Below are 13781 nucleotides of genomic sequence, written 5' to 3'. Positions count from 1 at the left end.
GCGCAGATTGATTTCCGCGCGCCCATATAATCTCAATGAGTTGCTCAGTTTGATTTCGGTCCCACCATCGAAACCGTAGGTGTCTTTCCTGCAAGCAGACGGTGCGCGACGCGCTTGACGTCTTCGAGTGTAACCGCATCGATTTCGGCGTTTCGGCGCTCGAAATAGTCGATGCCGAGGCCGACATTCTGAAGGGCGACGAGTTGGCGGGCAATCTTGCCGGAAGAGTCGAAACGCAAGGGATATGAGCCCGTCAGGAAGCGCTTTGCGCTGTCAAGTTCCGCCTGTGTCGGACCGTCCTCTGCCATTCGGTTGAACTGTTCGAGAATAACCGCAAGCGTCTCATCCGCCCGATCAGCACGCGTGGCGGCGGAACCGAGCAGAAGGCCGCCGGCATTGTATGGGGCGAGGGAGGTTCCGACGCTGTAGGTCAAACCGCGTTTTTCACGGACCTCTTCATAGAGCCAGGATGTGAAGCTGCCACCGCCAAGAATATGGTTCATGACGAAGGCCGCCTGGTAATCGGGATCGGTCCGGGTCAGAGCAGGCAGGCCGAACACCAGCTTTGTCTGCGGCAGCGGAAGGGTTTCCTCGATCTCAAGGCTGTCTTCTGCGGTAAGTTCAGGGACCGGGCGCAGGCTGGTTTCTTTGGGCAAACCTGCGAATACCTTGTCCAGCAATGGCGCGAGCGTGGCGGCGTCGATCGCACCGACGACGCCGATGCGGAGCCGCTCGAGCGCGAAAATGTGGGCATGCTGGCTCCTCAGGTCCTCCGGGGCAAGGGACATCAGGCTTTCTTCAGAACCGGTGGTTCGTAACGCATAAGGATGATCCCCGAGCATGGTCTTCATGAGGTTCCGCGAGGCAATGCTGTCTGGATCGCGCTCGTCGCGGCGTATGCCAACGGCGATCTGGGATTTCATCCGCTCGACCGCCTCTGGATCGAAACGAGGCTCCTTCACCGCCATGCGCAAAAGTTCGAATGCCTCATCGATCGTCGGCGTCAGGGTTCTGAGGTTGCCGTAGAAATAGTCCTTGCCGGTGTCAAAGCCTATGCTCACGGAAAGGTCTTCCAGTCTTGCCTGGAAGGCCTCGGAATCGAGATCGCCGGCCCCTTCATCCAGCGTGGCGGCAAGCAAGCGGGTAACACCTTCCTTGCCTGCAGGATCCTGTGTGGCGCCACCTTCGAAGGAGAAGTTCATCGCCACGATCGGCACCGTGTCATCCTCCACAAGCCAGGCTTCGATCCCTGCAGGCGAGACAACCCGTTGCACCTCGACCGCTTGCGCGGGGGCAAGAGACATGACCGATCCGGCAAGCGCCAGCGCCCCGGCCGACATCAGGTTACGCATTTCGCGAAGATATATGTGCAGCATGATTCAGGACTTCTTGCTTGTTTCGGAGGAAGCAGCGGGTTTGCCAGGCATTCTCAGCTCGCCGACGACCGGTGAGCCTTGAAGGTACTTTTTCGCCGCCGAATGCACGTCTTCGAGTGTTACGGCCTGGACCTGGGCTGGCCAGGTCTGAACGTCTTCAATGGTCTGACCCGTGGTCAGTGCGCTGCCGAAGATACGCGCGAGCGTCTGCTGGCTGTCCTGCGCATAGATTGCGTCAGAGACCATGCTGCGCTTCGCGCGTTCAAGCTCCTCCGCAGTTATGCCGCTTTCGAGAACCTTCGCGAGCTCGTCACGGATATGAGCTTCCACTTCCGCGAGCGTATGCCCTTGAGCGGGCGCACCGTAAAAACCGAACTGCCCATCATTCAGCGCGCTGCCCTGGTAATAGCTACCGGCGCCAACTGCGATCTTGGCATCAAGGACCGCGCTCTTGTAAAGACGACTGGTTGCTCCTCCGCCCAGAACGTAGGCAAGGATATCCAGAGCTTCCGCTTCCCGCCCATCGCCTGTTGTCTGACTGGGCACAATCCAGCTGAGCGATACGGTTTCCTGACGCACCCGCTCGTCCTCAAGGGCCAGCCGGCGTTCACCAGAAAGTGGCGGCTCGACTGGGCGATTGCGCGCGCCCGGTTCGGCGCGTCGGGCGACCTTGCCATAGGTATCTTCAGCGAGTCGTTTCACGGCCTCGGCCCGTACGTCCCCGGCAATCACGACCACGGCGTTGTTCGGGGTGTAGAACCGGTCATAGAACGCAATTGCGGCATCCCGGTTCAGATCCTGGATCTCGCTTTCCCAGCCGATAACGGGCGAGCCATACGGATGATTGACGAAGCGGATTGCGGTCAGCGCCTCTCTCAGGCGTGAGCCCGGGTCGCTTTCTACCCGCATGCGCCGTTCCTCCAGAACGACGTCCCGCTCCGGAGCGACGACCTCGTCGGTAAGTACGAGGTTTTCCATGCGGTCGGCCTCCATCTTCATCATCATCGGAAGATGTTCCTTGGCGACCCGCTGGAAATAGGCTGTGTAGTCGGTGCTGGTGAAAGCGTTCTCCTGACCGCCATTCTCGGCGACCATCGTTGAGAACTCGCCATTCGGATGCGCCTTGGTTCCCTTGAACATCAGGTGTTCGAGAAAGTGGGCGACGCCGGATTGCCCTTCGGGTTCGTCGGCGGACCCGACCTTGTACCAGATCATATGAGTGACGACCGGAGCGCGGTTGTCGGGGATCACCACCACCTGCAATCCGTTGTCGAGTTCGAAATGCGACAGCTTCGGTGCAATCAGAAGATCGGTCGATACGGTACCTGCAGCACTGTTCGACCCTGCCGCCTCAACCGGGGGGGCGGCCGTTGCTGCCGCCAGGGATGCGCTCAAGACCGCGCCAAGTAAGAACAGACAGGAACGACTGGTGGATCTGGAAAGGACGGAAGGGAGTGGGGACAAGGTGTGCTCCAAGGTGACTGTTCGGGTCGTTGGGAAGCGGGCGGTCTTTGCCGCTTTGTGACACTGCACTTGGAATTATAGGGCGGCGCCTGAAAATCCCTTCATTAAAGATCGGTCATATTGCAAAGGTCGCAAGGCGTGGGTTCAAACAAAAACACCCCGGAGAAGCTCCGGGGTGTTCAATAATTCGTAGATGTCCAGACTTACGCGGCTCAGTTTCCACCGCGTCGGCAGTCGCCGCCAGTTTCCTCGAGACAACGCATGTCCAGCGGCGCGCTGTCATACTCGTCGCGGAAGGCGTCTCTCTTCTCCTTGACGATCTCCGGCATTGGAGCGTCCGCCGACGGAATGGAATACTCGGTGGGCGGATCGGTCAGGTACCGGCGTGCCGGCAGGCTGTTGATCGTCAATGCATTCGCCTGCTTGGTAAGATCGTTTGCCGAGACGCTCTGGGCCTTGAGCTCCGCATTTGTCATGCGCTCGCCTTCGGCGAGCTCCTGCTCGCGCTTTTCGGCTGCGATATCGCGTGGGCGGTTCGACTGGATGTTGATGCCGCGCATCTGCTCCGGCGTCAGGCGTTCCGGATGGCGCCCGCCCGCACTGGCGTAAATCGCCCGGACTTCTTCCAGATCCTTGTTGTTCTGCTTCTTCGGCCATGCCTCGGACTGGCTTCCGGCTACCTGGGTTTCAGGCGCGGGCAGAGCACTCTTGTTGGCTGGCATGGCCAGCGGTGCGCGCGGCTTATAGTCGATCGGCTTCGCATTCGGGTCGACCGCACCAAGACCGGACATCAAGCTGGCGACCAGAGCGGTATCAGGGGCCTGGCTCGTGCCATCTGCTGCCTGGCAGCCGGCGAGTACGGCACCAGCGAGAACGCTCATGATAATCAGGCGAATATTCGAGATCACTGTCCGCAGCACCCCGGACTCCTTAAGTCTTTGCCGTCTGCAGTAGGCTGGCCTAGGTCAGCGTACTGGCTTCCGGATACTTAAACCTTCATTTTGCGGCTGAATTTGGACCGCTCTTTATCCCGTCATACAGGAGACCGGCAACCCCGGCAACGATCCAGACATCCGCGAGGTTGAACACGTACCACGAGAAACTGCCGACATGAAAATAAACAAAGTCGACTACGGCGCCGTAGGCGAGGCGGTCAATACCGTTTCCGATCGCGCCGCCAACCACGAGAGCAAGTGACAATGCAAGGAAACGGGTTTCAGCTCTGACTGACCAGACCCACAGCGCAATCGTGGCGCCCACCGTTCCCAAAGCCAGCACCCAGCGTCCAAGCTCGCTGTCCTGCTGAAACAGGCCGTAGGAAATCCCACGGTTCCAGACCAATACCAGATCAAGAACAGGCAGCAGGTCGACCGGACCATTGGCGCCAAGGTCGAAGCCATGCAAAAGCCAGAGCTTCGATGCCTGGTCGAGGACAAGTCCAATCAACGCGACACAGCAGACCAGACCACTCAGAGGCCCCCACACCCAGCGGCCGCGTTGGCCGCTGGGGGATTGGCTACTGTCTTTGAAGGTCTGAGCCATATCGCCCTGTTCCTGTGGGGGCAGGGCAGCCATCAGGCCGCCGCATGCTCCGCGTCCCACTCACGCAAGGCATCCGCGTCGCGCAAGGTGACGTCCGGATAGTCCGCATCGCTACCGACCTCTGGGAGGATCTTCCAGGAGCGCGCGCACTTCTGGCCTTGTGCGAGGCCAGGCACAACGGCGACGCCGGGCGTATCGTCCAGTGCAAACGCACCCTCCGGGGCAGGGTCTGCCGTAATCGTGATCTGGCTCGTGATGGCGATATCCGCCATGTCCTTGCCTTCCAGCGCCGCCATCAGATCGGTGTCCGTGATATGGACGACCGGATGGGCCTCAAGGGACGAACCGATCCGCTTTTCACGGCGTTCGATCTCGAGGGCACCGGTGATAACGCGGCGTACGGTCTTGATCTTGGCCCACTTTGCGGCCAACGCGTCGTCCTTCCATTCCGCCGGAACAGCAGGGAACTGCTCAAGGTGAACCGAAGTCCCCTCGCCGTAGCGGGATGTCCAGGTTTCGTCCATGGTGAAGGGCAGCATAGGCGCCATCCAGGTGACAAGGCAGTTAAACAGCTTGTCGATCACGTAGAGCGAAGCCTTGCGGCGCACGGACGACTTGGCATCGCAGTATAGCGCGTCTTTGCGGATGTCGAAGTAGAATGCCGACAGTTCCACGGTCATGAACGTGAACAGGTGGTGGAACACGCGCTTGTAGTCGAAGGCCCAGTAGGCTTCGCGGACAAGCTTGTCCAGTTCAGCCAAGCGATGCAGCATCAGCCGCTCGAGTTCCGGCATGTCGGCGAGGGCTACATCTTCGCCCGTCGCATGCGCAAGTGAACCGAGCATCCAGCGCAGAGTGTTGCGAAGCTTGCGGTAGCTGTCGACGCTGGTCTTGATGATTTCCGGACCGATGCGCTGGTCTTCCGCATAGTCGCAGGAGGCCGCCCAAAGGCGCAGGATGTCCGCGCCATACTGCTTGATGATATCCTGCGGGAACACCTGGTTGCCGAGCGACTTGGACATCTTGCGTCCGTCCTCGGCCATGGTGAAGCCGTGGGTCAGAACCGCATCATAGGGCGCATGACCGCGGGTGCCGCAGCTTTCCAGCAGCGAGGAATGGAACCAGCCGCGATGCTGGTCCGAGCCTTCCAGGTAGAGAACGTAGTCTTCGCCGCCATTGATCTTGCGCTTCGGGCTGAGGTCAGCGCGCTTCTCGAGACAGAAGGCATGGGTCGAACCACTGTCGAACCAGACATCAAGGATATCCTTGACCATGTTCCAGTCATCGGCCTTGTAGTCGTTGCCGAGGAAGCGCTCCTTGGCACCGTCCGCAAACCAGGCGTCGGCACCTTCTTCGACAAAGGCGTCGAAGATGCGCTTGTTGACGGCCTCGTCCTTGAGGACTTCGGCCGTTTCCTTGTGAATGAACACGGTGATCGGCACACCCCAGGCGCGCTGGCGGGACAGAACCCAATCCGGCCGGTTCTCGATCATCGAACGCAAACGGTTCTGTCCGGACGCCGGGGCGAACCGGGTTTCGTCGATAGCCTTGAGGGCGCGGGCGCGCAGCGTGTCATTCGCGCCGTCGATATCGCGGTCCATGTAGACGAACCACTGCGGCGTGTTGCGGAAGATGATCGGCTTCTTCGAACGCCAGGAATGCGGATACTGGTGCTTCAGACGGCCAAGACCGATCAGGTTGCCGCTGTCTTTCAGCGCTTCGATGTTTGCCTTGTTGGCCTTGCCCTTCTCACCCTTGTGGGTGATCACCTGGTGGCCGTCGAAGCCTGGCGCATCCTTGGTGTAGAATCCATCATCGGCAACGGTGAACGGGATCGAGGTATCGATGCCGCGATTTTCCAGGTCTCGGGCATTCGCCATCCAGACCTCGAAGTCGTCCACGCCGTGACCAGGGGCAGTGTGCACAAAGCCTGTACCGGCATCGTCCGTAACGTGGTCTCCGTTAAGCAGCGGCACGTCGAACTGGTAGCCGCCAAGGTCCAGGTCGCGATAAGGGTGCGCGAGAGTCAGCGCGCCGATTTCATCGGCACTGACTTCGCGAACCTTTCGGAATTCCTCGATACGGGCGTTCTTGAACACTTCTCCGGCAAGTGCATCGGCGAGGATCAGCTTGTCGCCCTGCTGGACCCAGTTGTCGTCCGGCAGGCCGCCCTGCGTGACCTCGTAGAGCCCGTAAGCAATGCGCGAAGAGTAGGAAACGGCGCGGTTGCCCGGGATGGTCCATGGGGTCGTCGTCCAGATCACCACGGCGGCGTCGAGGAGTTCATCGGCAGCCGCCTCATCGGTGCTGCCGGCCTCGACGACCGGGAACTTCACCCAGATCTGGTCTGACTGGTAGTCGTGGTACTCGATCTCTGCTTCGGCCAGCGCCGTCTTTTCGACGACCGACCACATGACCGGCTTGGAACCGCGGTAAAGCTGGCCGGACATGGCAAACTTCATCAGTTCCTGTGCGATCACGGCTTCGGATTCAAAGCGCATCGTCAGGTAGGGATTGTCCCAATCGCCTTCGATGCCGAGGCGCTGGAATTCCTCGCGTTGAACCTTGATCCAGTGATTGGCGAAATCGCGGCATTCCTGACGGAATTCGTTGACCGGAACCTCGTCCTTGTTCTTGCCCTTGGCGCGATACTGCTCTTCGATCTTCCACTCGATCGGAAGTCCGTGACAGTCCCAGCCCGGAACATAGTTGCTGTCCCAGCCCGTCATCTGCATGGAGCGGGTAACGATGTCCTTGAGCGTCTTGTTCAGCGCGTGGCCGATATGGATGTTGCCGTTTGCATAGGGAGGTCCGTCGTGCAGCACGAACTTGTTGCGGCCTTGTCCGGCAGCACGAAGCTTCCCGTAGAGGTCCATCTCCTGCCAGCGGGCAAGGATTTCCGGCTCTTTCTTCGGCAAACCGGCCCGCATGGGGAACTCGGTCGTCGGCAGATTAAGCGTTTCGGAATAGTCGCGGGTCTTGGTCTCGGTCATCTTTTGAGGGATCCGGTCGGATGGGCGCATCATCTTGCGCACGTCATCGGTCAAACATCGATACGGCCTCGCCGGCCGCAAACGCAGAGGGAAATTCCCGGTCCTTGGGCGCCGCTGTGAAAAGCGTCAGCCGAAGGCCGGGCCAATAATTCGATGAGACCTGAAGCCGAAGCGGTCTCGCATGAACACGAAGCATCTAGGCATGGCGCAGGACATAGCAGTACTTCGGCGCCGAATAAAGATGTTCCGCAACCTCTGCGCCCATAAAGCGATCCGCTAGCTGTCAGGTCGACGAGATGAGCGCCGGCTCGGTCATCTTTGGTCGTTCAGAAGGATAACATCGAGCTCTGACAGCGGCTGCATGGACCCGAGCGCAGCGCGCGCCTCTTCGCTGTCCCTGTCCATCTGCACGATCAAAGCGTCCACGCTGTCGAATTTTTCTTCGCCGCGCAGGTAGGACACGAGATGGACCCGAAGCTCCCTGTCGTAGAGATCTTCCTTGAAGTCGAAGATATGCACTTCAAGCAGAGGGGCGCCATTGTCGAAGGTTGGTCGGCGGCCATAACTGGCGACGCCACCGAGAAGCCGGTCGCCCAGACGTATCTTCACCGCGTAGATGCCATGCTTCAGCGGACATTCTTCAGCCAAGGCGAGGTTGGCGGTCGGGTAGCCGAGATCGCGGCCGCGCTTGTCGCCGTGGCGGACGGTGGCATCGATGAACCAGCGATACCCGAGAAGGCCATTTGCGAGAGACATATCTCCGTCGGCGAGGGCTGCGCGTATGCGAGACGAGGAAATGACGTCTCTCCCTTCGTCATTTTCCGGTTCGACGATGGTCACGCCAAAGCCGTTCTGCGCACCCGATTGCCGCAAGAAGTCGGGCGTTCCGGCCCGCGCCCTGCCGAAGTGAAAGTCATAGCCGGTCACGGCATGCACGATTTCAAGTCGCGAGATCAGGATATCGCGAACAAAGTCATCCGCTTCGACACCGGCGAATTCACGGGTGAAGGGCAGAACGAGACTGCCATTCAGGCCACAGGCGCGAAGGATGTCGCATTTCTGTTCGAGAGGCGAAAGACGGAAGACCGGCCTGTCTGGATTGAAGACACTGCGCGGATGAGGCTCGAACGTCATGACGTAGACCGGTGCCCCCAGTTCGGCACCCTTTTCCAGAGCGGCACCAAGAACGGCCCGGTGGCCACAGTGAACACCGTCGAAGTTGCCGATCGCCACGACACCATTTTTCAGATGTTGCGGGAAGGCGTCTAGGTCGGTGATTACGGTGAACGCGTCGGAAGTCGTGGCTGACATCAAGAAAACCTTCGGGCTTCCGGTCACTGTCGGCCGGAAGCAGGAACCCATCAAGCTATGCCGGCATGCCCGGGTAGGGCGCTGCCGGCGCGCAGGCTTGGCGGGAAACTGACGCGTGACGACGCAAACGTCAAGCAACCGGACAAAGCATTCCCCGTGCTGTGGAGTGCGCGAGGTGCACTACATGTCGCTGCGGTCTTCCTCGCGGGTTGGAACCTTGACCAGCGCTTCGCCTTCCAGGACCACCGTGCCATCGACCGTACATATGCAGGACAGTTTGGCTCGATTGCCCTTTTCCATGAGTTCCTCGACCTTTACTGTCACGATGACGTCGTCGCCGATTTTGACGGGCGCCTTGAAATTGAGAGTTTGCGAAAGGTAGATCGCCCCTGGGCCGGGCAGGCGAGTGCCGAGAACGGCAGAAATGAGACTCGCTGTGTAGAGCCCATGGGCGATGCGGGTCTTGAAAGGGGTCTTGGCGGCGAAATGCTCCGAAAGATGGATTGGATTGCGGTCGCCCGATACTTCTGCAAAGCCGACGACATCCGATGAGCTGACGTGTTTCGTCAGCGTTTCACTCATGCCGGGTTGGAGATCTTCGAAGCATAGTCTTTGCAGTTCAAGCATTGTCGTGGCCGACTTTCCGTAGTGTTTGAGGTCAACGTAGAGGCTATGAGACGCCCGCAGAACCAGCAATTGTGCTTTGGATGCATAAAGTGATCCGCATTAACGGACTTTTCAGGGCCTTGGCCTAATGTCGTCGAAGTGTGGGGAGGCGAGGACACTTCAATGTGTCTCTCTCCTTAAAAGTCATTCGCGTTTCTTTCGGCCCAAGGCCAAGGGCCGCGCAACTTGACAGTATGGAGTAGACGATGGCCCTTGATCTTCAGATGCCGGTCCTCGTGGTCGATGACTACAAGACGATGATTCGTATTATCCGGAACCTGCTGAAGCAGCTCGGTTTCGAAGACATTGATGACGCAGCTGACGGCACCGAAGCACTCGAGAAGATGAAACAGCGCAAGTACGGGCTGGTCATCTCGGACTGGAATATGGAACCGATGACCGGTTACGAACTGCTCAAGCAGGTGCGTGCCGACAGCGGCCTCAGCAAGACGCCGTTCATCATGGTGACTGCTGAATCCAAGACTGAAAACGTGATCGCGGCAAAGAAAGCCGGCGTGAACAACTACATCGTGAAGCCGTTCAATGCACAGACGTTGAAGGGCAAGATCGAAGCCGTCTTCTCTGACTAAGAAGATCCCGCGGCTGGCGGATCCCGCATGCCGGGACCGCCCGCGCTGAAAATAGTTGTTGGGGGACCGTGCCGGGGGGCATGGGCGCCAGGAGCTATCTTGAAGGTTTTCATTTCCAGGAGCCAAGGGACGGGCGCCGGAAACCGGGATAGCTTATCTCTCAAGAAAGGCTGCGTAGTATGGCCGGAATGTCGCAGGAAAGCGTGGCTCGCGTCATCGACTTTCTTCAAGAAAATAAAAATCGCGGCGGCGATGTATCACTGAACGATGTCATGCACCTTGCAGAGGTGATGTCGGGCTCGATGCATGATCTGCTCGCGGCTGTGCAACCGGCGGTCACTGAAGAGTTGACGATGATCGCCCGCGAAATCTCCCGAATGAAGTCGGAGATCGCAGCGCTTCGCGCAAACGACATGACTTCCAACAGGATCCCGGATGCTGGACGTGAACTGGATGCGATCGTGGAGGCTACCGAGTCCGCGACACATTCGATCATGGAAGCGGCCGAAGAGATCATGGGTGCCGATACCAGCGATGCCGCTGCCTATCAGGACCTGGTCAACGGCAAGATGATCGAGATCTTCGAGGCCTGCACGTTCCAGGACATCACTGGTCAGCGAATTTCGAAGGTTGTTTCGACGCTCAGCTATATCGATGAGCGCGTGACTGCATTCGTCGATCGACTGCGTATCAGCGAAGGCATGGAAGCTCCGGCCGAGGAGACCGAGGCAGAGCGCCGCCAGCGCGAACTCATCCTGCATGGACCGCAGCACGATGGCGAAGGCGTGTCACAGAATGACATCGACGCCATGCTGAACGATCCGCAGGCTGATATCGACAAGCTGTTCGACTGATAGCCCTGGAGTTTCAGACAAGTTTCAAAGGCCGCCTTCTGGGCGGCCTTTTTCGTTGCTGTGAGTCAATCCCGTCGATCGCTTTTCACCAGACCAGACGCGGCACGGCGGCCCTTGCCGTGTAACCTTCTTCGGCAAGCCGTCTGCGAACGAGACCCTCGTCCGGAGCATCGACCGGTCCGAAATCCGATGCGTGGATACCGCCTGTAATGAACAGGACGTCGAGGCCTTGCGAGTCTGCACCGCGGATGTCCGTGGGAAGACCGTCGCCCACACAGAGGATGTTCTGATCCGCTACCGGCTCTCCGGCCAGCGCAGAAAGACGGTCGACGGCAGCACGATAGATCGGCGCGTGAGGCTTGCCGGAAATCAGAACCGTTCCACCAAGATCCTCGTACAATCGGCCAAGCGATCCGGCGCACCAGATCAGACGGTCGCCGCGTTCGACAACGATATCCGGATTGGCGCAAATCATCGTCAGGCCGCGCTTGGCCAGGGCGGACAGTTGGTAGCGGTAGTCTTCAGGCGTTTCCACCTCGTCATCGAATAGACCGGTGCAACTGATGACGGTGGAGTCCGCTTCGGAAGAAAGGATCACACCGGTTCCGTCGTAGAGAGACAGATCGCGCTCCGGACCGATATGGAAGATTTTCTCACCTGCCTTGGCCGACAGCTGATCGCGCGTGACATCGCCCGAGGTAACGATATCGTCGTATGCATCAAGCGGTACGCCAAGGCTCGCCAGCTGCTCACGGATCGGAGCGCTCGGACGTGGTGCATTGGTGATCAGAACCACTTTTCCGCCGGTTCGCTCTCGGTAGGTAGCCAAGGCGCGGTGAGCTTGTTCGAACGCTGCAACGCCGTTATGCAACACGCCCCAGACGTCGCAAAGGATCCCCTTGTAGTCCGACGCAATTGCGCTGAGGCCGGGAATAAGAAGCGGTGCAGAAGCGGTCATGATGGGTCACTCGGAAGCTGTGTGATCTGGTAGAGTGCGAGGGATTCGGACGGGTCCGTCGCGGCGGACCATATAGGAAGCGAACCCGCAGTGAAACCGCGGAAAGGTCATTGCATGCAAGTCAGGCAACTGGGTGAAGACGTCATCAACCGGATCGCTGCCGGTGAAGTGATCGAGCGCCCGGCCAGCGTCATCAAGGAGCTGGTTGAAAACGCGGTTGATGCTGGCGCCTCCTCGATCGAAATCGTGACGGCAGCGGGTGGCAAGACGCTGATGCGCGTCTCCGATGATGGCCATGGCATGCGCCGCGATGACCTTCAGCTTGCGGTGAAACGCCACTGCACGTCCAAGATCACCAAGGAGGATCTCTTCGATATCCGGACACTCGGCTTCAGAGGTGAGGCTTTGCCCTCCATCGGTTCGGTCGCCCGCCTTTCCATCCAGACACGCCACGAGGAAGAAGAGCACGCCTGGAAGATCTCGGTCGAGGGCGGCAGGGAGGCCCCGGTCATGCCGGCGGCTCGTCACAAGGGCACCCAGGTCGAGGTCCGGGATCTGTTCTTCGCGACGCCTGCCCGACTGAAGTTTCTGAAATCCGACCGGGCAGAAGCGGCTGCGACCACGGAGATCGTGAAGCGCATCGCGCTCGCCTATCCGAATGTAGGTTTCTCTCTCTCGGGCGCCGATCGTACGGCCCAGTCCTGGCCTGCAGCGCGCGGAGAGGATCCCCGCCTTTCCCGGATCGCCCAGATCCTCGGACAGGACTTTGTCGATAACGCCATGGAGATCGAAGCGGAGCGCGAGGGCGTTCGATTGACAGGTTTCGCCGGTCTTCCGACCCACCACCGCGGCAATGCACAGCACCAGTTCTTCTTCGTCAATGGGCGTCCGGTAAAGGACAAGCTGCTGCTGTCGGGTTTGCGTGGAGCCTATGCCGACGTTCTCGCTCGCGATCGACACCCTGTCGTCGTGCTCTTCATAGATTTGGAACCGGCACTGGTCGATGTGAACGTCCATCCGGCAAAAGCTGACGTGCGCTTCCGCGACGGCCAACTGGTGCGGGGCCTGCTTGTTGGCGCGATCAAGCAGGCACTTGTGCAGTCGGGCCACCGATCGTCGACGTCCAACGCCGCGGTTGCGATGGAGGCGATCCGCGCCAACGGTTTTGCGCCGTCGGCTACAGCCGCCCAATCGGCGCCCTACCAGCCGTCATCCTGGTCCCGGAATGATAGTCCGGCCTCGTCGCGGCGTTGGGATGCCAATGCCTTCGCGCCTGTTGCCGATGCTGTTGCAGGCGGCTTCCCGGGCTTCGCGGAGCCGTCAGGCGTCGGATCGGGGGGCGAGGGACCCTCGTACGTCCAGACGGGCCTTGACGGCGTGTCGGTGCCTTCCGCAGACGCCCGGGCCAATGACGCGCCATTGGATGAGCAACGGACCGCGTTGCCGCTCGGCGCAGCCCGTGCGCAGGTGCATGAGACATACATCATTGCGCAGACCGAAGATGGGGTTGTCATCGTCGATCAGCACGCCGCACATGAACGGCTGGTCTACGAGCGGCTGAAGGAGGCCTTGGCAAAGAAGTCGGTCTCGCGGCAGATCCTTCTCATCCCGGAAGTGGTCGAATTGCCTGAAGAGGACGTCGGCCGTCTGGTCGAGCATGCGGAACAGCTTGAAGAAGTTGGTCTCAGTCTCGAAGCCTTCGGCCCGGGAGCGATTGCAGTACGAGAAACGCCGGCCATGCTCGGTGACATGGACATTCGCGGACTGGTTACCAACCTGGCCGATGAGCTGGCCGAGTGGGATACCGCAACAGGCCTGCGCGAAAAGTTGGACCATGTTGCCGCGACGATGGCGTGCCACGGATCGATCCGGGCCGGGCGTCGCATGCGGGCGCAGGAAATGGACGCTCTTCTGCGCGAGATGGAAGCGACACCGCTCTCAGGCCAGTGCAATCACGGACGGCCGACCTGGGTCGAACTGAAGCTTTCCGATATCGAGAAGCTGTTCGGCCGCAAGTAGTTCGCATC

The 13781-nt window shown here is 59.7% G+C and carries 11 protein-coding genes; 3 read left to right on the top strand and 8 right to left on the bottom strand.

The genetic code is table 11. The features are described from left to right. Positions 1–44: 44 nt before the first annotated feature. The 7 genes from ACN0SY_RS06490 to ACN0SY_RS06460 form a co-directional block, all read right to left on the bottom strand. On the bottom strand, positions 45–1376 hold the full coding sequence (locus ACN0SY_RS06490) for a M16 family metallopeptidase (RefSeq protein ID WP_417685528.1): 1332 nt from the start codon (positions 1374–1376) through the stop codon (positions 45–47). Between the two features lie 3 nt (positions 1377–1379). Continuing rightward, the gene (locus ACN0SY_RS06485) at positions 1380–2771 is read right to left on the bottom strand and encodes a M16 family metallopeptidase (RefSeq protein ID WP_417685526.1); all 1392 of its coding nucleotides are present in this window, start codon (positions 2769–2771) and stop codon (positions 1380–1382) included. A 281-nt stretch (positions 2772–3052) separates the two neighbouring features. After that, positions 3053–3760, bottom strand: a complete 708-nt coding sequence (locus tag ACN0SY_RS06480) for a hypothetical protein (protein ID WP_417685524.1) — start codon at positions 3758–3760, stop codon at positions 3053–3055. Positions 3761–3836: 76 nt separating this feature from the next. Continuing rightward, positions 3837–4415, bottom strand: coding sequence for a signal peptidase II (gene lspA / locus ACN0SY_RS06475; RefSeq protein WP_417685522.1), 579 nt, complete (start codon positions 4413–4415; stop codon positions 3837–3839). After that, on the bottom strand, positions 4415–7375 hold the full coding sequence (gene ileS, locus ACN0SY_RS06470; protein WP_417685520.1) for an isoleucine--tRNA ligase: 2961 nt from the start codon (positions 7373–7375) through the stop codon (positions 4415–4417). Before ileS ends, lspA begins: the two co-directional genes overlap by 1 nt. Positions 7376–7687: 312 nt before the next feature. After that, entirely contained in the window at positions 7688–8686 is a 999-nt protein-coding gene (locus ACN0SY_RS06465) for a bifunctional riboflavin kinase/FAD synthetase (RefSeq protein ID WP_417685519.1), read from the bottom strand. A 180-nt stretch (positions 8687–8866) separates the two neighbouring features. Continuing rightward, a complete protein-coding gene (locus tag ACN0SY_RS06460) occupies positions 8867–9313 on the bottom strand; it encodes a MaoC family dehydratase (protein WP_417685517.1) in 447 nt (148 codons plus the stop codon). 245 nt (positions 9314–9558) lie between these two features. Here ACN0SY_RS06460 and ACN0SY_RS06455 point away from each other — a divergent pair, with 245 nt between their 5' ends. Continuing rightward, the gene (locus ACN0SY_RS06455; protein ID WP_150524660.1) at positions 9559–9942 is read left to right on the top strand and encodes a response regulator; all 384 of its coding nucleotides are present in this window, start codon (positions 9559–9561) and stop codon (positions 9940–9942) included. A 179-nt stretch (positions 9943–10121) separates the two neighbouring features. Then, complete coding sequence (locus tag ACN0SY_RS06450; protein WP_417685514.1) at positions 10122–10796, top strand: protein phosphatase CheZ; 675 nt, start codon at positions 10122–10124, stop codon at positions 10794–10796. An 85-nt stretch (positions 10797–10881) separates the two neighbouring features. Here ACN0SY_RS06450 and ACN0SY_RS06445 read toward each other — a convergent pair whose 3' ends face one another. Next, entirely contained in the window at positions 10882–11754 is an 873-nt protein-coding gene (locus ACN0SY_RS06445) for a TIGR01459 family HAD-type hydrolase (RefSeq protein WP_417685512.1), read from the bottom strand. 114 nt (positions 11755–11868) lie between these two features. On the opposite strand from ACN0SY_RS06445, the gene mutL reads away from it, so the two are divergent. Continuing rightward, positions 11869–13773 carry a DNA mismatch repair endonuclease MutL gene (gene mutL, locus ACN0SY_RS06440; protein WP_417685510.1) on the top strand — a complete coding sequence of 635 codons (1905 nt, stop codon included), beginning with the start codon at positions 11869–11871 and terminating at the stop codon, positions 13771–13773. Positions 13774–13781 lie beyond the last annotated feature (8 nt).

It is taken from the genome of Roseibium sp. (genome assembly GCF_048261595.1).
GTDB lineage: Bacteria > Pseudomonadota > Alphaproteobacteria > Rhizobiales > Stappiaceae > Roseibium.
Note: the sequence above shows the minus strand (reverse complement) of the source record. Positions and strands in the feature narration are given on the sequence as shown.